The sequence below is a fragment of the Algoriphagus sp. AK58 genome (assembly GCF_014324365.1).
In the GTDB taxonomy this organism is placed as follows: domain Bacteria; phylum Bacteroidota; class Bacteroidia; order Cytophagales; family Cyclobacteriaceae; genus Algoriphagus.
Window position 1 is genome coordinate 155,380 of sequence record NZ_QEIG01000001.1, and the last position, 18,017, is coordinate 173,396.

Here is an 18,017-nt window from a genome sequence, read left to right on the forward strand (position 1 = left end):
TAAAACCATCCTCTATTATGGAACCAAACAGACTTTTGACCCTAATGGCTCTTCCTCAGGAGTTTGATGGGGTAAATCTCAAAATCAATATTGTGGTCATACCACGAAATGCCAATCCGGAAGACAATTGGAGTGTCACACTTCAGGGATCGACCATCCAAGTGCCGGGATTCTCCAATTTTCATCCGGAATTTTCACTGTCCATTGTCAAAGGGACATCCGAATTTCCCATAGAGGCACCCGGAAATCCTGCGTTTACCCCAATAGCAGTCCCGGTCTCGGTGGATCAGGCGATTCACAAAGCTCAGCTGATCAAGCAAGTGGCTGAGAGCTTCAATCTTCCGATAGGAGATGATTTAGACGTAATGCCGGCCCCCACTCATGTTTCCAAAACTATCAAAAAATACCTTCCTGTTTCATACAGGAGCAGTTTCAACTTTACCCAACCCAGGCACCCCAATGCCGTCACCGACGACAGCTACGAATGTGCGATCCGGGAACAAAAGCCAGTAGCCCCCCTTCCTCCAAAAGGAAAATTAAGCTGGGGTAAAGTATTTGCCCATATCCTAAGACAACCGCTTTTGGCCAAGGCCTGTGGAATGATTTACTCCGTTTCGGTCAAGGTGGACGAGAAATGGTTTGAAAAGGGGGGATTCTTATATGTCAACATTGTCAATGATCCTTTTTCCACAGCTCAGGGTAAGTCACTGGAATCAGATTCCTATGCCGCTAATGGACCGTTGATAAAGCGATATGCAGCCAGAATTCCAGTGTTGAAAAAGGGAGAAGAAAGGTCCGTTTTCTCTGCGATCACTTTTCCGGTCATTTACAAAAAGCCAAGTGAACCTCAAGCGGAAATTCCCAAAGCGCCCTGGGACGAATTGTTTCTGGAAGCCAGAGCCTACGATGATGGTTTTGCCAAAGTGGTTCACGCCAATCAGCCCATCAGTGGAAACATGCTGGTAGAAAAGCCCGATGGTTTTGCTCCTCAGTCCGAAACCGGAATTCGTCTGGGTTGGGACGATGAGCAGATACTGATTTGGTATATCCGACAATTGGCTGAAAATCCTCAGGAATCAGGGAAAAGAATCGACGCACCGCTTTGCGTGACGGGTTATCATATCGACGTGCGCGAGCCCGGGAAAAAATGGGAAAGCCTAAATGCGGTACAATTGAATAAAAACCACCCGATGGTCAGCCGGTTGTCGGATACTCAAACAGAGCTACCATATCAGGTATATCCAAATAAAATATCAGGTCCGACAGATGAGCATTTTTGGATGCCGATGTATTATGCTTCTTGGATAGGGAAAAATCTGGTCACCGAGGATAAAGATGCCATTGCCATTTATAAAACAGATCAGAATTATTCGGAAAGTGCCCTGGATACCACTCAGGTGGCTCCGGGAAAACAAGGGGTAAAGGTCAATTCTACTCTGGAGCCGGCACCTTTGGAAACTGATCTTAGATATGGAGGTACCTATGAATTCAGAGTTAGGCTATCTGATATCAGCGGGGGAGGACCCCGGGTTTCCTTTGATCCATCAAACGATTCTCCCAATCCCAATACGAAGGTTTCATTTCGACGATTTGTAAATCCCGGATTGCTTTCAGTAGAGAAACCTCCTCATCTTTTACAGCAAAAAGCACAGATTTTTAATGCGAAAAACGAGAAAGAATTAGAGTTTGAGTCAAGCCCTGTCTTGAGAATCGAAAGGCCCAAGCTGGAATATCCTGCTGTAATTTTTACCAAAAAATATCCCGATGCAGTGGATAGGTTGAAAAGCATGAGCTTTCCTGACCGAAACGTCAAGCCCGGACTTCCTGACCCGGATGTCCATAAAGTATATGTACGAGTGGAGGTGAAATCCCTTCGAATGGATAATGCGCTCAGTCAGAATGGAACGGACGGGTACATTACCCTTTACCAAACCACTCGCAATTTTTCGGATGATTATTTTAAGGGGCTTGAGATTCCTGTCAATTTCATTGATGTGCCGGTTTTGAATTTGGGAAATGAAGCAAATCCCTTTTTGATTGACAACCTAAAGAGTTCCGACTTGGATCAAATGCAAGAATTGATTTTGCCCACAGGAAGACAAGTCCGAATCACTTTGCGTGCAGTAGGGGATTCGGAGATTGACCTAGAAGAATATTGGGGAGAAATCGATGATGATCCTGATAAAGATTCCCGATACGGCAAAGTCACCCAGTTGAGTTTTTATCATCCTCCTTTTGAGGAGCAGCTTCCTTTCCTGGGGCCTTTTGGAAGGATTCCGGAGCTACAGGGGATTTATTTGAAACCAGACCAAGTTCCGACGACAAAAAAGAATCCATTCAGCATGCTCATTCAGAGAGTTTCGGAAATCAATGAATCTGATGTGGTAAAACGTTTGGCGGATGCTTTGGGATGTGAGTCCAAAGGAATGACCCTATTGGCCCCCAAAGGTCAGCGGATTGCATTTGGCTGCAGTTCAAGGATCCGACATTCCCTAGCTCCCGATGGGAGCAGCATCACTTTTGCTTCCAATGCCGAGCTTCAAAATCATTGGATTGGTGCTTTGAGTTACCAGCTGAAAAGAGACTGGACATGGGATTGCCTGGAGAATGATTCGTTTGTCATCCGGAAGACCCATAAGTTTAGAAATGACTCTTCCAATGAGTGGAGAAAGGACTTGGTGGTAGGTGAAATTGAGCTTAAGCATACCGTTTCCTTTGAAGCCATCCAGGATGACAGGTACGGTCAGGTCAACCGGGGATTTACAAGACTGTTGTTTTTAGATGCTTTGGAACCCAAAAATGATCTTTTGCATAACGGGCAACCCCGGTTTCCGGATGAAATCTGGGCGGAGTATTCCATCGAGCCCATATTCAAGCCAAACCATTCCAAAGTCAAAGCTATTTCCACTCCTTGGCTTGCTTTGCCTACTGTTTTGCCTCCATCGCAGGTTCCAAAGATAAAAAGTGTGGGAATTGCCTTTTCTCCCTATCAACGATCAGAGGATTACAGTTCTACAGAGGTAAGAAGAAGACATCTTTGGGTTGAGTTTGAGGAGCCCTTGGAAAATCCGGATGATCTGTATTTCTGCCGAGTGTTGGCCAATGCTCCGGATCAATTGATTTCCAACAATGCTTTTGATCAGTTCGTAGCTCCTGAAGAAAGTCCAATCAATCTGGATCCTGAATTGACGCGGATAATAACACCGGGTCAGAGTAACGATCTCTCCGGTCTCAATGCCATGCAGCAGATGATTCCTTCTACAGATTCTGACCGCCACTTTATTCTTCCTTTGCCTCCGGGAATGCATGCCGAAAGTCCTGAACTTTTTGGTTTTTTCACTTATGAATTTCGTGTGGGACATGCTCATTTTGTGGATAGAGAACAGGTGGACAAGGAAATTAATTGGGCCACATTCAATCCTTTGGTTCAGATTTCCGGATCCAATCCTCAGCCTAAGGGCAATTTATGGTCTACCGCTCAGGGGAGATTTGGAAGACCCATCAGGGTAACGGGGGTTCAGCATCCTGCCCCTACTTTGCTTTGCTCGCTGAATCGAAATTCAGAAGAAATGTATGTGTCGGCACCTTTTTCCAAGGCGGTTTTCAACGGAAAGAATGTCACCTCCAAACCTCCAAGAACCAGCTTGTGGGCAGTGCTTTATGCCCAGGTCTATCAGGCAGATGGATTGGATTTTAGGAATATCCTTCTGGGAGAGCGGGAAATGAAAATAGGGGTGAAAATCAGGGAAAAAGAAAAAGAGCAGGACCGATTCATGGAATTAGTTCAACAGAGTTATTATCCAAATTCAACTCCAAAGAAGGTTTCAAAATCAATCCAAATGAACCTTGAAAAAGCATCTGTGGGTAATCTGATCGCCAAGATCAAAGAAACGCATCCGGTGGGCACGGCAAAGTTTTCATCTCAGGAGATTGCTCAGAGACTTCAGCTTTTCGGTCTTCCTGAGGATAGCCCATTGAGTGTGTTGGTAGTGGAGGTCTTTGGAAACATCACCAATATTTTTGACCACATAGATGTAATGGGATTACTTCAAGAAAAATATAACTCTGAGTTCCAAAGCATAAGAGAGAGAGTGGCTAGAGGGAATCCTCCTGAAAAATTTACTTCAGGAGAAATTCGGCCACTAAGCAGAGGACTTGGTCACTTCAGGATTTTGCGGACCTCACCTTTGACCAAAGTGCCGTTTGTATGCTGCCCGACTTGTGAATAGGGAAAATTAAACCCCGGCTCATAGAAATGCCCCCAAGAAGCGTCTCACTTTTTGGGGGCAGATCAGGGTTTTGATTGTTGATTAGGCTAGACCTTTCAGCATCAGATTCCAATACATGAAGGGCAGGCCATATTTTTTCAGTAACCACATACTATACTGTTCTTTGGTGGTATCCACAAAAGTCGAAATCATCGGATCACTGTCTTTGACGTTATCGTATTTGAATTCGCACAGAAGCATTTTTCCATATCCGGTTACGATAGGGCAGGAAGAATATCCTTCATATGATTTTTGCCCCACATTTCCGGATTTGATCAGGGTCAGAATATTTTCGACTAAAACAGGTGCTTGCTTTCGGATAGCCGCACCGGTTTTCGCTGTGGGCAAGTGGGCCACGTCGCCGATAGAGAAAATATTTGGATAGCGCTTATGCTGCATGGTATGGATGTCCACATCTACCCATCCTTTGCCGGGGCCTTCCTGGATCGAAATTTTTGAGTCTTGAATGAATTTGGGAGCAGCTTGGGGAGGCGCCAAATGCAACATGTCGTAGTGAACTTTGATTTCGAGAGCTCCTACCAGTTCTTCTCCTAATGGATTCCCTTCCATGATGGTACAACTACTTTCACCCGGTTTGGAGTATCGGAAGGTGATTTCCTGTTTTTCCCCATCTATTTTCACCGGAGCATAGAATGGCTTGAAAATGATATTTCTATCGTGAATAATTTTATTCAGTGTTTTCGCAAATTCCGGTACTCCAAAAATCGTCGTTCCGGGAGTGGCGAAAAGTACGTTTGTTTTATCTCGGATTCCATTCTTTCTTAAGTAATCCTCTGCCAAGTACATGATTTTTTGTGGAGCTCCGCCACATTTGATTGGGGTAGTGGGCTGTGTAAATACAGCATTTCCTCCTTTAAAATTCTGAAGTACTTCCCAAGTATGCTCCGGATTGGTGTAGTTGGAGCAGACTACGCCTTTGTCCAAAGCTTCAGGCAAGCCTGGAAGCAACTCCGGTGCCATCACCAAACCGGGAACGGGCACTAAAAAATCATAGGTAAATGATCCTGAGGAGGCTGTGCTCACCTCATTTTTATCTGGATCGATCGCCGTGGCCTTATCTTTTATCCAATCTACGCCTTTGGGAATATAATCCCCCTCGTTTCTTTCGGTTTCCTTGAAATCAAATGCTCCGGCACCCACCAATGTCCATGCAGGTTGGTAATAATGTTTGTCTGAGGGCTCGATCAGGCCAATTTGAAGAGAGGCATCTTTTCTTTTGAGTTGGGCAGCTATGGTAATTCCGGCAGTTCCACCACCGATAATTAGGATCTGATAATGTTTCATCTTACAAAGGGTTCTTTAAATTGTGAACAATCTAGTGAGGTTGAGCTAGAATAAAAGTGATATTAGTCACCTTAGGATGTAGGATGCAATAAGGATAAAAATTCATTCTAAATGTGGAGTGGTTGTGATTTTAATCACTAAATTAATTTTTGGAACGAGCCCATTTTTGCAAGGAATTATAAAAACCATGACTTTAGAAAAACTCAAGCAAGCACTACCCAATCTTACTGATCCGAAACTTTTACAAGCCATTCTTGAAAAAGGTCAGGTGATGACTTTGGATCCCGGAAAGGTTTTGATGGAACCTGGTATGTTTATTAAGGCGGTTCCTTTGGTTATCGATGGCTCGATCAAAATCATGAGAATGGACGAGGAAGGAAAAGAATTGTTTCTTTACTACCTGGAGCCGGGTGAGACCTGTGCCCTATCTTTGACTTGTTGTTCTGCGGCCAAACCCAGTGAAATCAAAGCCGTGGTGGAAGAAAAAGCTACCCTTGTATTTGTGCCGATTCAATTTCATGAACAATGGACAGATGAGTTCAAACAATGGAAAGACTTTGTCTCCAGCACCTATCAGCAACGATTTCATGAAATGCTTATAGCCTTGGATGCGGTGGCTTTCAAAAGGATGGATGAACGCTTGATGCGGTACATTGTGACTAAGATGAAGCAACTAAAAGCCAATGAACTCTACATCACCCATCAGGAAATAGCCAATGAATTGGGAACATCCCGGGAGGTAATCTCCAGATTGTTAAAACAGCTGGAAAAAAAGAAATGGATCGAACTTGGGCGAAACGTGATTTACATTCGCGATGATTTCGAAGAATTGATCAGTAAATAATCAAACCAGAATCAGCAAGGGAATATGTGTGTGATAAGCCATTCGGATAGAGTGGCTTTTTTTGAGGATTTGATCCCAAAGGTTTCTGTGCTCATGACACATCACCAAGATCATGTCATCATGTTCCTCCATATGCATTTCGATGCCTTCTAAGGCGGTCTCTGCATAAAACGTGTGGATTTTGGCGCGAAAGCCCGGATATTTTTTAGCCAAATACCCCTCAATGCCCAAAACGGTAAGTTCTTCCTTAAACCCTTGGCTGGTTTGAACATGCAAGATTTCAAACCCCAGCCCCCACTTTTTTGACATATCCACCATCCAGTCGAGAAATTCTTCTTCATGATTGGCAAACTCCAGTGCGAGGGTTACTTTTCTTATTTCAGTAACCTTAGCTTCCGAAGGAACCACCAAAACAGGGCAATTGGCTTCACGGATTAGATTGACGGTATGGGTTCCCATCAGGGATTTTTTGATGCCGCTTGCCCCCTGTGTGCTCATTACTATCAAGGTAGCTTCCATTTCATCTGCAATTCGGGCAATACTAACCGAAGGGGTGCCTTCAACTACTTGGTAATCCATCGTAATCCCGCTGGCCTTGTATTTCTCCAAGGTTTTATTCATCAAATTTTCAGCATTGGCAAACATGGAATCTAATGCCAATGCTGACTGAGAAGCAAAATCGTAGATCATTTCCACCACATGGACAAGGGTGATTTTTCCATGTTTTTTGTCGGCCAAGGCTAAAGCAAATTCCAAGGCTTTAATGGAGTTTTCTGAAAAATCTAAAGGAACAATGATTTTCATAGAGATGGATTTTTACTGGAAATTAATCCAATTCAGATAAAAATGCAGGTTAATCTTTTTGATTTAACTTAAAATTAAACTTGGAGTATATACTTATTGGCGGATCTAAGGGTATCATGTAACATTTGTCACCGCTTCCCCCTGTTTGGTGGGGTTAATTTTGTGGCATAAAAAATAAAACGAAAAGAAAATGGACATAGTAATCCTAATAGGTTTTGCCGCAGCAATTTTGATTGGAGTGAGCTTGGGACTAATCGGCGGGGGGGGCTCTATCCTCACAGTGCCTGTGCTTGTCTACATCTTGGGTGTGGATCCTGTTTTGGCTACAGCATATTCCCTATTTGTTGTAGGCAGTACTTCTTTAGTGGGCGCGGGTACTTATATGAAGAAGGGCCTGGTGAATTATAAGACTGCAATTGTCTTTGCCATTCCTTCCTTTATCGCCGTTTTCCTGACAAGAAAATATCTGGTTCCTGCACTTCCTGATCCCCTTTTCTCTGTGGGCGAAGCTATCGTAACCAAGAATATTGGGATCATGGTATTCTTTGCTATTATTATGTTGGCAGCTTCCTTTTCGATGATCCGAAATAAAAAATGTGTGGATTGTGATGAGAATGAGCCTGTGAAATTCAATTTTCCCATGATCGCTTTAGAGGGGTCTGTGGTCGGAGTCATTACTGGGATTGTGGGAGCGGGAGGAGGATTTTTGATCATTCCGGCCTTGGTGATTTTAGCCCGTCTGCCGATGAAAATGGCCGTAGGTACCTCTCTTTTGATCATTGCTGCTAAATCCTTGATCGGATTTTTGGGTGATGTGGCTACTCAGACCATTGACTGGCAAATGCTGTTGATCTTTACAGGACTTTCTATTGTAGGTATTTTCATTGGAAGTGCACTGTCCAAAAAGATCAATGAAAAAGCTCTGAAAACAGGCTTCGGTTGGTTTGTGTTAGTTATGGGTATTTACATCATCGTAAAAGAATTAATGTCAATATAAATTATGATTCAGGAGTATTTCAACATTTTTATCAACGGGTACTACGGGTACTGGAATTACCTCACTACGGAAATTCTCTATCCCTCTTGGCACAATTACTTCTGGTGGTTGGTTGGGATTTCCGTTGCCGTTTGGATGTTGGAGTTGATTTTCCCCTGGAGAAAAAACCAGCCAGCGATCCGTGAGGATTTCTGGCTGGATGGCTTTTACATGTTCTTCAACTTTTTCCTTTTTTCTCTGATTGTTTACAACTCGGTTTCAAACGTCGCAGTGGAGGCTTTTAATGACTTTCTGGGATGGTTTGGAATAGAAAACTTGGTGGCGATTCAAGTGGCAAATTGGCCAGTTTGGGCGCAATTTCTTTTGATGTTTTTAGTGGCGGATTTCATCCAATGGAATGTGCACCGCTGGCTTCACCGCAGCCCTTGGTTATGGGAGTTTCATAAAGTCCACCATTCTGTAGAGCAAATGGGTTTTGCGGCACACCTCAGATACCATTGGATGGAAACGGTGGTCTATAAATCAGTGCAATACATTCCCTTGGCCATGATTGGATTTGGTTTGGATGATTTCTTCATCCTTCACATAGTCACCATAATCATTGGACATCTGAACCACGCCAATGTCAAGATCACCTATGGGCCTCTCAAATACGTCCTGAATAACCCAGTGATGCACCTTTGGCACCATGCCAAACACCTTCCGGAAGGAAGTCATGGAGTCAATTATGGAATATCTCTCAGTCTTTGGGATTACCTTTTTGGTACCGCTTACATCCCTAATGAAAACGAAAATGAGCCTTTGGGCTTTGATCATGTAGAAGAGTTTCCTAAAACCTTCTGGCAACAAATCACCTATCCATGGAACAAAAAGAATTAAACCGCCGAATGCCTTACAATAGCTGGAGCTTTGTCATCGTGTTGACTATTGCACTGGGATTGGCGCCTATCTTGGGCGAACCACACATCTGGGGTAAAATCCGATGGATCGCCGGTGGAGCTGTGGGAATGAAACTGATCGATTGGGGAGACTTTTTCATGCATGGAGCGCCTTGGGTACTCCTCATCCGACTTGGAATTATCGAACTCAAAAGCAGAATGAAGTCTGCAAAAGCCTGATTAGACTCACGTGACTTTTGGCACTGATTCTAGGGTGTGGTTGCTTGTAATTTTGTTCCATTAAAAAAAACAACAACCATGTTCAACTTCTTTAGCACAACAACCAAAAAGTACGAAGACATTCCTGCAGGACCATTTCATGATTTGTCACTCCAGCCAAACACCGTAATTCTTGATGTAAGAACGGCAGGAGAATTTGCGGGAGGTAAAATCCGAGGAGCAAGAAACATCGACATCATGTCTCCCAATTTTGTCAATCAGGTGAAAAACCTTCCTAAAGACAAAACTTACCTGGTCTATTGCCGCAGCGGAAACAGAAGCGGTCAAGCCTGTGAGATCATGGCGGACCTAGGATTTGAAAATTTAAAAAACCTCGCAGGAGGCATTATGAGATGGCCTTTTGAGACCGTCTAATTGAAAATAGAATTTGGATTAAAGGTTTGGGTTATCAGAAAAGCCGGATTCAGTTGAGTCCGGCTTTTCTTTTTTTCATTTTTCAAAATCCAGTTGGAGAACTCGCTTCGTACTTCTGTCCAAATCAATTTTAATCTACCATGAAAAAAAACAAATTATTTTCCACCGGACAGGCATTACTTCTGGTCGCATTCGCATTGGTGTCTTGCAATGACGACACTGATCCCGTCATCGAAACTCCCGGCATGACGCCAATGGTAAGTTTTACAGCCTTAGCGGAAGGGAATCAGCTTTATTTTTTCGAAGAAGGTAATCTTACCGCCCCAGCCAGTATGCAGGCGATTTCCGGGTTGCCATCCGGGGAAATGATCCTTTCGATAGACTATCGTCCGGCCACTGGACAACTTTACGCTTTAGGGTCTTCGAGTAGATTGTACCTGATCAATGAAAATTCCGGAGTGGCTACTCCACTTGGTGCGGGCCCTTTTACTCCGGCCATAGAGGGTATGGCTTCACTGGATTTCAATCCGACTGTAGACCGTATTCGCTTGGTCTCCGAGTCGGGACAAAATCTTCGCCTACACCCCGAAACCGGCGCAGTGGTAGCTACGGATGGAAGGATCAATGGTGGTATGAGTCCCAAGATAGCAGCAATTGCCTACACCAACAGTGTCTCGGGTGCTACCTCGACCACGCTCTATGATATTGATATTTCACAGGACAAACTGTATAAGCAAAATCCTCCAAATGATGGTGGATTGGAGGAAGTAGGAAGCTTGGGAGTGGACTTGGAGGGAGCAGTCGACTTTGATATCAATCCGGACAATTCACAAGCATTGGCGGTAGGAAGATCAGCCAATGAATCCAGACTTTATTCCATTGACCTGAATACAGGAAAGGCCTCTTGGGTAGGGGTTTTTTCTCAGCCTATCCTTAGTATTTCTTTCAAAACCAATCCCGTGGCCTATGCCGCAGATGCCAATGGAAAACTCTACAGATTCAACCCCATGATGCCTCAGCCATCTATGGTAGACTTTCAGGGATTGGCTATGGGAGAGGTGATTGTAGGCCTTGATTTCCGGCCTGTGAATGGACAGTTGCTTGCGATTTCCAATCTAAGTCAGCTCTATTCCGTCAATCCTTCCAACGGGATGCTGTCCAAAATTGGTAATTCGCTCAATCCCATGATTCAAGGAAATCTGATAGGTTTTGATTTTAATCCTACTGTAGACCGAATTCGATTGGTGACTGATTCAGGTCAAAACCTAAGACTTCATCCCGAGCTAGGTACTGTGGTAGCCACCGATGGCAATCTGAATCCCGGTATGCCTAAAGTCTCTGCCGCTGCCTATACCAATAATTTTGCTGGCACGACCTCCACGACTTTATATGTCATCGACCATGAGACGGATATGGTGTATACTCAAACTCCTCCAAATGAGGGTGTTTTGGTTCCTCTAGGAGCATTGGGCATAGATGTTACAGGAGATAATGGCTTTGACATTGGCGGTAGATCCAATGCTGCCTTTGCTGTGCTTCGTGTAGGAAGTGCCAACGCAGTGTATCGCATCAATTTGATGACAGGAAGTGCTACAAAGACGGCCGATCTACCATTTTCACCGACAGCAATGGCGGTTGGTCTTGGATTTTAATGGGTAAATAGGGTTAGTTAAACGAAAAAAAGCGGGTCAGTAGATCCGCTTTTTTTATCTCTTGGAGATTTTGTTGAGAGCAATTCCCCTTTGCATTCTTGAGCGGAAGGTTGTCATGTCATCCGGGCTTTTTTGGGCGTGTTTTGTCGCTCTTCCCTGCACTCTGGCACGCCACATTTTGAAGGAACTTCGCTTCATGGTTCGGCGCATGATCTCGATTGTTTCACCTTCGCTGATTCCGAATTGAGCCTTAATTGCGTCAAAGGGTGTTCTGTCCTCCCATGCCATCTCCACAATTCGATCTATTTCCTGTTCAGTGAGTTCCTTGAATTTCTTCATGAAGTGCAAACTTTGGAGGCTTTGGAAAGTTTTCTTTACCGATGAAAATTTCTGTTGTTTGGCTAAAGAGAGATTTGAGGCTGAGGGATCATGAGCCTTTGATGGAAGCCATTCAGGCAGGTCTTCCGGTTTTGCTTTTATATGTATTTGAGCCGAGTTTGGTAGCCGCTCCGCAAAGTAGCGATCGGCACTGGAGATTTGTATGGGAAAGTCTTCAGGATCTTCAGAGCCAGTTGAACCCGTTACAAGCAAGGGTGATGGTTTTTTATGAAGAAGTGCCAAAGGTCTTTCAGGCACTCTCAGAGGAATTTGAAATTCAAAGGGTCTACTCACATCAGGAAACAGGCATAAAAATCACCTTTGACAGGGATTTGAGAATGGCGGAATTCTTCCAATCAAAGAGCATCGAGTGGAAGGAATTTTTTCAGCAAGGAGTGGAGCGAGGGAGGAAAAACAGGCACAAATGGAACAATCTGTGGTTTGGATTGATGAGTTCTTCACTCAAGCAACCTGATTTGAAAAAAGCCCAATGGGTGAGTCTTTCCAGGGGTTTCTGGGAGAAATTTCCTCAGCAAAGCATTCCTGAAAAATGGCAACGTCCAGACCCAATGATGCAACCCGGAGGAGAATCAACAGGAAGAAAATACCTCAGAAGTTTTCTGGATGACCGGGTAAAAAATTACAATAAACACATCAGTAAGCCTGAATTAAGTCGGAAAGGCTGCAGTCGTCTTTCGCCTTACTTGGCGTGGGGATGTCTTTCGCTGCGGGAAGTGTATCAGCTTTCTTCAGAAAAATCCCAACAAGGCTTTCAATCAAGAAACATTTCCAATTTTCAATCCAGGCTGAAGTGGCATTGTCATTTTATTCAAAAATTTGAAATGGAGTCCAGAATGGAGTTTGAACCCATCAACAGGGGTTTCTTGGGTTTCTCCTACGCCACAAATCCTGACTGGATCAAAGCCTGGGAAGAGGGAAGAACAGGCTTTCCGCTGGTAGATGCCTGTATGCGTTGTCTTTCCGCTACGGGCTACCTCAATTTCAGAATGCGTGCCATGGTGGTGTCTTTTCTTACTCATCATCTCGGTCAAAACTGGAAATCGGGCTCCAATCACCTGGCCAAAATGTTTTTGGATTTTGAGCCGGGGATTCACTATCCTCAACTTCAGATGCAGGCTGGAGTCACCGGTATCAACACTGTGAGGATTTACAATCCCGTGAAGCAATCCCAAGATCACGATCCGGATGGGATTTTTATCAGAAAATGGGTGCCTGAACTGAGCAAATTGCCTGATTCACTGATCCATACTCCATGGGGATTGACGCTTTTGGAGCAGCAAGAGCTGGGTTTCGAGTTGGGCAAAGACTATCCATTTCCCCTGGTAGATTCAGAAAAATCCGGTGCTGAAGCCCGAGATCGAATTTGGTCTGCTCAGAAACTTCCGGATGTAATCCAAGATGCCGAGCGTGTTTTGGCCAGACATACCTTATCTAAAAGATGGGCCTAAAATGAAAAAACAACACCTGCCTACCAAAGTCTGCCCAGTTTGCAACAGGCCATTCACCTGGAGAAAGAAGTGGGAAAAAAACTGGGATGAAGTCAAGTATTGCTCCGACCGATGCCGGGGAGATGCAAAAAAGACCAAAAAAACTTAGCGATAAGCTCCGATGTAGAATCCCAGCCAGATCAGAAGAGGAAGGAAATAAGCCAATAAGACTACCAATGTACTTTCTTCCAGTGTTCTTCGGCTGATGGAATGAAATCCCAAGACCCAAAATGCGCCGTAGATCAGTTCGAAAATATTCAATACAGATAAGGGATAGTGAAACTTCTCGTCAATGTTGCTGGGACCTACGATCCAAAGGGCAGAAAGAGGTTCGAAATTTTGAATATCCAGGTAACTGATATTTCCTGATGGATTCATGTATACCAAAAGCCTGAGCAGTTCCGGAAAGATGAAAACCACTTCGGCAACCAAGGCGAATTTCCAAAGCTCCTTGAAATTGGCTTTGTATCCGACCATCAGTCCAATGGACCAAAACAAGAATGCGATGACCGTAAATTTCCAAAGTAAGGCAAACGGAGTCCAGATGTAGTTTAATGTATTAAAAATGTGAAAAAACATCAGGTCACCCTGTGCATCTAAACGGTCGGATTCGGGGATGGCTTCCAGAATCAGGGTATTGGTAAGGTATCTGATAACCAGAAAAGTCAGGACTAGAAAAAGAAAAAATATGCGTTTGTCGAAATCAATTGCCTCATTTATTCGTTGGGCAAGAGGAGAAGCTGGTTTTGCCATTTTCACTTGTTAAAGTTGGTAAATCTAAACGATTGTTTGGAATTCAACGTAGCTTTGCAGCAGAATCGAAATGAAAGTAATGAGTAAAGGAGTCAGTGTTGTTGTTTTTATAGGTCTTTGGCTGGGAACAATCCAAATGGTTTTTTCCCAAGCTGCAGATCCGGTCACTCCTAAGTCCAATTCTGAGTATTTGCTTTTGGACAAAGGTCTTCAATACCGCATTACCAAATCAATCAATAGCATGTATAACTTCGATTTCCCTACAGCAGAGCGGGATTTTGCAGTGATCATGTATCAGTATCCTACTCACCCTTTACCCGATTTTTTGATGGCTCTGGGGTATTGGTGGAGGATAGAAGTAGATGTGACCAATACGAGATTTGATGACATTTTCATTCGTTATCTCGATCGGGCAAATGAAAAAGCGGAAAAAATGCTGAAAGAAAATCCTAAGAATAAGGAAGCAGCATTTTTCCTAGCTGCTGGATATGGATTTCAAGGTAGGTTATACAGTGAGCGACAGAGCTGGACAAAGGCGGCTTTTGCCGGCAAAAATGCCTTGAAATACATGGATATGAGTAGGGGTGAGGAGGAATTTAATCCGGAACTTCTGCTGGGGGACGCATTATTTAACTATTTCTCTGTTTGGATTCCTGAAAACTATCCTCTCCTAAAACCGGTAATGGCTCTTTTCCCAAAAGGCAGTAAACAGTTGGGGCTTCAGCAATTGGAAACTGTGGCATCAACTGCATTTTATACCCGTGTAGAAGCACAGTATTTCCTATTCCGACTTTATGCCTCCGAAGAAAAACGTCCTTATGATGCCCTGAGAATTTCTGAATACCTTCATTCAAAATTTCCGAATAACCCTTATTTCCACAGGTCGTATGCAAGGCATCTTTACACGGTTGGAAGATGGACCGAATCAGTGGAGCAGTCGTATGAAATTTTGGACCGGATTGATCAAAAACAGTACGGTTATGAGGCCAATAGCGGGAGGTATGCCGCATTTTATCTTGCAGAATACCATTATAGGATAGGTGATCGTAATGAGGCCAAAAAATACTACCTGAAAACAATTGCCTATGGAGAGGAGTCTGAGTCCCAAGAAAGCGGATATTATCTTCACGCATTAATCCAGTTGGGAAAAATGGCAACTGCAGACAAAAACAAGGCTCAGGCTAGGAAGTACTTTGATACGGTGAAGAAATATGCCAAACGAAAACACCCTGCTCACAAGGAAGCCAGAGATTTTATCAAAAAGAATAAACTTTAATTCAAATTCTCACGTTTGTAAAGCTCAGCTCAAGAGATAATTTGAATTTTTTTGATGGATTGTTTGAAATAGAAAGTATTCTTTGCTTAATCTGATAGAATCTTTAACAAAATTTCGAATTCCATTCATCAAAAACTTATCAAGCGATTTAAAACTTTCGTCAATTATATTAAATTTGCGCAACATAAAATTTTGTAAAAGCGAAATATCATGGACAATAGCGTTAGAATCAAATTCGATAAAATAGACCGCAGGATTCTTGAAATCCTTCAGGGCAATGCTAAAATCACCAATGCACAGTTGTCCAAAGACATAGGGCTATCTCCTGCGCCAACTTTGGAAAGGGTAAAAAAGCTGGAGCAGTCTGGAATCATTAAAAGTTATCATGCAAAACTTGACCCAGAGAAGATTGGTTTGGGAGTAAGTACCTTTGTATTGGTTAGCTTGATCGGTCATAACAAAGGAAATATCGATGCTTTTATGAAGGAGATTAATGAGATTCAGGAAGTTATCGAATGCCATCACATCACGGGTACAGGCGACTTTATTCTGAAAATCATTGCCAAGGACATTACCGCTTATCAAAAATTGATGCTTGAAAAAGTGTCTGAAATCAAAGAAGTAGATTCCATGCAGTCCATGGTAATTCTATCTACCTTTAAGGATTCAAAAGTGCTGCCTATCCCTGCTTAATCAGGATTTATATACTAGTTAGGGTGGCTCTGCCACCCTTTTTTTTTGAGAAAAAATGATCGAAAATCCCTGGAAAACTCAAAGTGTTCGTACGGTCTATGAAAATCCCTGGATCAGAGTAGAGCACCATGATATTATCAATCCCGCCGGAAAGGAAGGGGTTTATGGAAAAGTACATTTCAAAAACAGAGCCTTGGCGATCATCCCCATAGATCAAAATGGGTTTACTTGGCTAGTGGGGCAATACAGATACACTCCGGACGAATATTCTTGGGAGGTTCCCATGGGAGGCGGACCAATAGGTTTGGATTTGCTTGAATCTGCAAAACGGGAATTAAAGGAAGAAACAGGTCTCACTGCTGGAAAGTGGACTGAGATCATGAAAATCCATACTTCGAATTCGGTTACTGATGAGGTTGGGTTCGTCTACATGGCTGAGGAACTCACAGAGGGAGAGACGGAATTTGAAGAAACTGAAATCATCCAAGTCAAAAAACTTCCTTTCAAGGAAGCCTTGGATTGGGTTATGGAGGGCAAAATTACCGATTCGATAAGCGTGGCAGGAATCCTCAAGGCTGCCAGAATTTTAGGCTATTAACACCATGACTTTAAGAGATCATTTTAAAACTACATTTAACCTAGCCTATCCTGTGATGCTAAGCCAACTGGGACAGGTGTCTGTTGGGGTGGCAGACAGTATGATGGTGGGTAGGTTGGGGGCTATCCCTCTTGCTGCTGCTTCCTTAGGCAACAGTATATTTTTTGTCATTATGATGTTTGGAATAGGTGTTTCCATGGGTATAACCCCTTTGGTTTCTGTAGCTGATGGAAAAGGGAAACGAAAACGTATTTCTCGCCTGTTCAGCCACGGTCTTTGGATCAATATGGCCACCGGATTAGTTTTGACTTTGATAGTCTTAGGGTTGTCACAAGGATTACATTTTCTTAATCAGCCAGAGGAAGTGGTAGTTTTAGCTGTTCCCTACTTATTGATTATCACCGCTTCCCTTATCCCTTTAATGGTATTTCAAACCTTTAAGCAGCTGGCAGAAGGGCTTTCACAAACGAGGCAGGCGATGTATATCACCATTTTTGCCAACTTGGTCAATGTCTTTTTGAACTGGGTTTTGATTTGGGGGGTCTGGGGTTTTCCGGAATTGGGCTTGAATGGTGCCGGTTGGGCGACCTTGATCTCCAGAGTTTTGATGATGGCTATGATGGGAGGATATATTTTGTATTCCCAACGATACAAGATCTTTCACCTTCGATTAGCCTTTCCAAAAGCCAGTTTTCCTATGGTAAGCCGAATTCTGAAAATTGGTATTCCCACTGGATTCCAGTTCATCTTTGAGGTTTCTGCTTTCAGTACCGCTGCGATCATGATGGGCTGGATTGGTGTCAATGCCTTGGCAGGTCATCAGATTGCGTTGAATCTGGCATCGATCAGCTATATGATGGCGACAGGACTCTCCACAGCGGGTATGATCCGTGTAAGCAATCAGATTGGAAAAGGAAATCTCAAAGGTATGCGGGAAGCAGGAATGGTCGTCTTTGGGATGGTCATCGCCTTTATGTTTGTCTGTGCGGTATTATTCTTTGCGTTTCGATTTTTCCTTCCCACCCTATATATCGACGATCCTGAAGTGGTAGCACTGTCGGCTTCTCTGTTGATTATTGCAGGATTCTTCCAATTGTCCGATGGAGTTCAAGTTGTAGGGCTCGGAGTATTGCGAGGATTGGAGGATGTCAAAGTGCCCACCCTTGTGACCTTGATGGCATATTGGGTTCTGGGATTGCCATTGGGCTATGTGATGGCCTTTGAATTTGGATGGGCAGAAAAGGGCGTTTGGATTGGTTTATTGACTGGATTGACGATTACTGCCGTGATGCTATTCTATCGTTTCCATCAGTTGAGTAAAAAGAAAATCAGTCAGCAATCCATTCAGATCATTCAGGATTAATTTCCCCAAAAAGATCGTGAGCATTTCGGGGTGAAGAAGTATCTTG

General features: G+C 43.5%; 17 protein-coding genes. 13 read left to right on the forward strand and 4 right to left on the reverse strand.

The genetic code is table 11. The annotated features are described in order from the left end of the window. The first annotated feature begins 17 nt into the window (after positions 1 to 17). Positions 18 to 4,229: a hypothetical protein gene (locus tag DDT91_RS00625; protein ID WP_187174178.1), complete on the forward strand. Its 4,212-nt coding sequence runs from the start codon at positions 18 to 20 to the stop codon at positions 4,227 to 4,229. A gap of 81 nt (positions 4,230 to 4,310) precedes the next feature. On the opposite strand, the gene DDT91_RS00630 is transcribed toward DDT91_RS00625, so the two are convergent. Continuing rightward, positions 4,311 to 5,573, reverse strand: coding sequence for an FAD/NAD(P)-binding oxidoreductase (locus DDT91_RS00630; RefSeq protein ID WP_187174179.1), 1,263 nt, complete (start codon positions 5,571 to 5,573; stop codon positions 4,311 to 4,313). A gap of 187 nt (positions 5,574 to 5,760) precedes the next feature. On the opposite strand from DDT91_RS00630, the gene DDT91_RS00635 reads away from it, so the two are divergent. Then, the gene (locus DDT91_RS00635; protein ID WP_187174180.1) at positions 5,761 to 6,417 is read left to right on the forward strand and encodes a Crp/Fnr family transcriptional regulator; all 657 of its coding nucleotides are present in this window, start codon (positions 5,761 to 5,763) and stop codon (positions 6,415 to 6,417) included. Here the strand turns inward: DDT91_RS00635 and DDT91_RS00640 are convergent, their stop codons facing one another. Beyond that, the gene (locus DDT91_RS00640) at positions 6,418 to 7,221 is read right to left on the reverse strand and encodes a universal stress protein (RefSeq protein WP_187174181.1); all 804 of its coding nucleotides are present in this window, start codon (positions 7,219 to 7,221) and stop codon (positions 6,418 to 6,420) included. Positions 7,222 to 7,411: 190 nt separating this feature from the next. Between DDT91_RS00640 and DDT91_RS00645 the strand changes: the two genes are divergently transcribed. From DDT91_RS00645 to DDT91_RS00665, 5 genes are all read left to right on the forward strand, one after another. Next, the gene (locus tag DDT91_RS00645; RefSeq protein WP_187174182.1) at positions 7,412 to 8,218 is read left to right on the forward strand and encodes a sulfite exporter TauE/SafE family protein; all 807 of its coding nucleotides are present in this window, start codon (positions 7,412 to 7,414) and stop codon (positions 8,216 to 8,218) included. A 3-nt stretch (positions 8,219 to 8,221) separates the two neighbouring features. Beyond that, positions 8,222 to 9,097: a sterol desaturase family protein gene (locus DDT91_RS00650; protein ID WP_222718568.1), complete on the forward strand. Its 876-nt coding sequence runs from the start codon at positions 8,222 to 8,224 to the stop codon at positions 9,095 to 9,097. After that, positions 9,079 to 9,336, forward strand: a complete 258-nt coding sequence (locus DDT91_RS00655; protein ID WP_187174183.1) for a hypothetical protein — start codon at positions 9,079 to 9,081, stop codon at positions 9,334 to 9,336. The genes DDT91_RS00650 and DDT91_RS00655 overlap by 19 nt, the downstream gene beginning before the upstream one ends. Positions 9,337 to 9,414: 78 nt before the next feature. Then, positions 9,415 to 9,750, forward strand: coding sequence for a rhodanese-like domain-containing protein (locus DDT91_RS00660; protein ID WP_187174184.1), 336 nt, complete (start codon positions 9,415 to 9,417; stop codon positions 9,748 to 9,750). 140 nt (positions 9,751 to 9,890) lie between these two features. Continuing rightward, positions 9,891 to 11,402, forward strand: coding sequence for a DUF4394 domain-containing protein (locus DDT91_RS00665; RefSeq protein WP_187174185.1), 1,512 nt, complete (start codon positions 9,891 to 9,893; stop codon positions 11,400 to 11,402). A 54-nt stretch (positions 11,403 to 11,456) separates the two neighbouring features. On the opposite strand, the gene DDT91_RS00670 is transcribed toward DDT91_RS00665, so the two are convergent. After that, entirely contained in the window at positions 11,457 to 11,741 is a 285-nt protein-coding gene (locus tag DDT91_RS00670) for a TIGR03643 family protein (RefSeq protein ID WP_187174186.1), read from the reverse strand. A gap of 41 nt (positions 11,742 to 11,782) precedes the next feature. On the opposite strand from DDT91_RS00670, the gene DDT91_RS00675 reads away from it, so the two are divergent. Both DDT91_RS00675 and DDT91_RS00680 read left to right on the forward strand, forming a co-directional pair. Then, a complete protein-coding gene (locus tag DDT91_RS00675) occupies positions 11,783 to 13,249 on the forward strand; it encodes a deoxyribodipyrimidine photo-lyase (protein WP_187174187.1) in 1,467 nt (488 codons plus the stop codon). 1 nt (position 13,250) lies between these two features. Further along, positions 13,251 to 13,397, forward strand: coding sequence for a DUF2256 domain-containing protein (locus DDT91_RS00680; RefSeq protein ID WP_187174188.1), 147 nt, complete (start codon positions 13,251 to 13,253; stop codon positions 13,395 to 13,397). Here DDT91_RS00680 and DDT91_RS00685 read toward each other — a convergent pair. Then, positions 13,394 to 14,041 (reverse strand): sulfate ABC transporter permease, encoded by a 648-nt coding sequence (locus DDT91_RS00685; protein WP_187174189.1) that lies wholly within the window; start codon positions 14,039 to 14,041, stop codon positions 13,394 to 13,396. The genes DDT91_RS00680 and DDT91_RS00685 overlap by 4 nt on opposite strands. A gap of 136 nt (positions 14,042 to 14,177) precedes the next feature. Here DDT91_RS00685 and DDT91_RS00690 point away from each other — a divergent pair, with 136 nt between their 5' ends. The 4 genes from DDT91_RS00690 (at position 14,178) to DDT91_RS00705 (ending at position 17,971) form a co-directional block, all read left to right on the forward strand. Next, positions 14,178 to 15,317, forward strand: a complete 1,140-nt coding sequence (locus DDT91_RS00690) for a lipopolysaccharide assembly protein LapB (protein WP_255501987.1) — start codon at positions 14,178 to 14,180, stop codon at positions 15,315 to 15,317. A gap of 210 nt (positions 15,318 to 15,527) precedes the next feature. Further along, positions 15,528 to 16,010, forward strand: coding sequence for an Lrp/AsnC family transcriptional regulator (locus DDT91_RS00695; protein WP_187174191.1), 483 nt, complete (start codon positions 15,528 to 15,530; stop codon positions 16,008 to 16,010). A gap of 55 nt (positions 16,011 to 16,065) precedes the next feature. Then, a complete protein-coding gene (locus DDT91_RS00700; protein ID WP_187174192.1) occupies positions 16,066 to 16,608 on the forward strand; it encodes an NUDIX hydrolase in 543 nt (180 codons plus the stop codon). A gap of 4 nt (positions 16,609 to 16,612) precedes the next feature. Beyond that, positions 16,613 to 17,971, forward strand: a complete 1,359-nt coding sequence (locus tag DDT91_RS00705; protein WP_187174193.1) for an MATE family efflux transporter — start codon at positions 16,613 to 16,615, stop codon at positions 17,969 to 17,971. Positions 17,972 to 18,017: the final 46 nt, after the last annotated feature.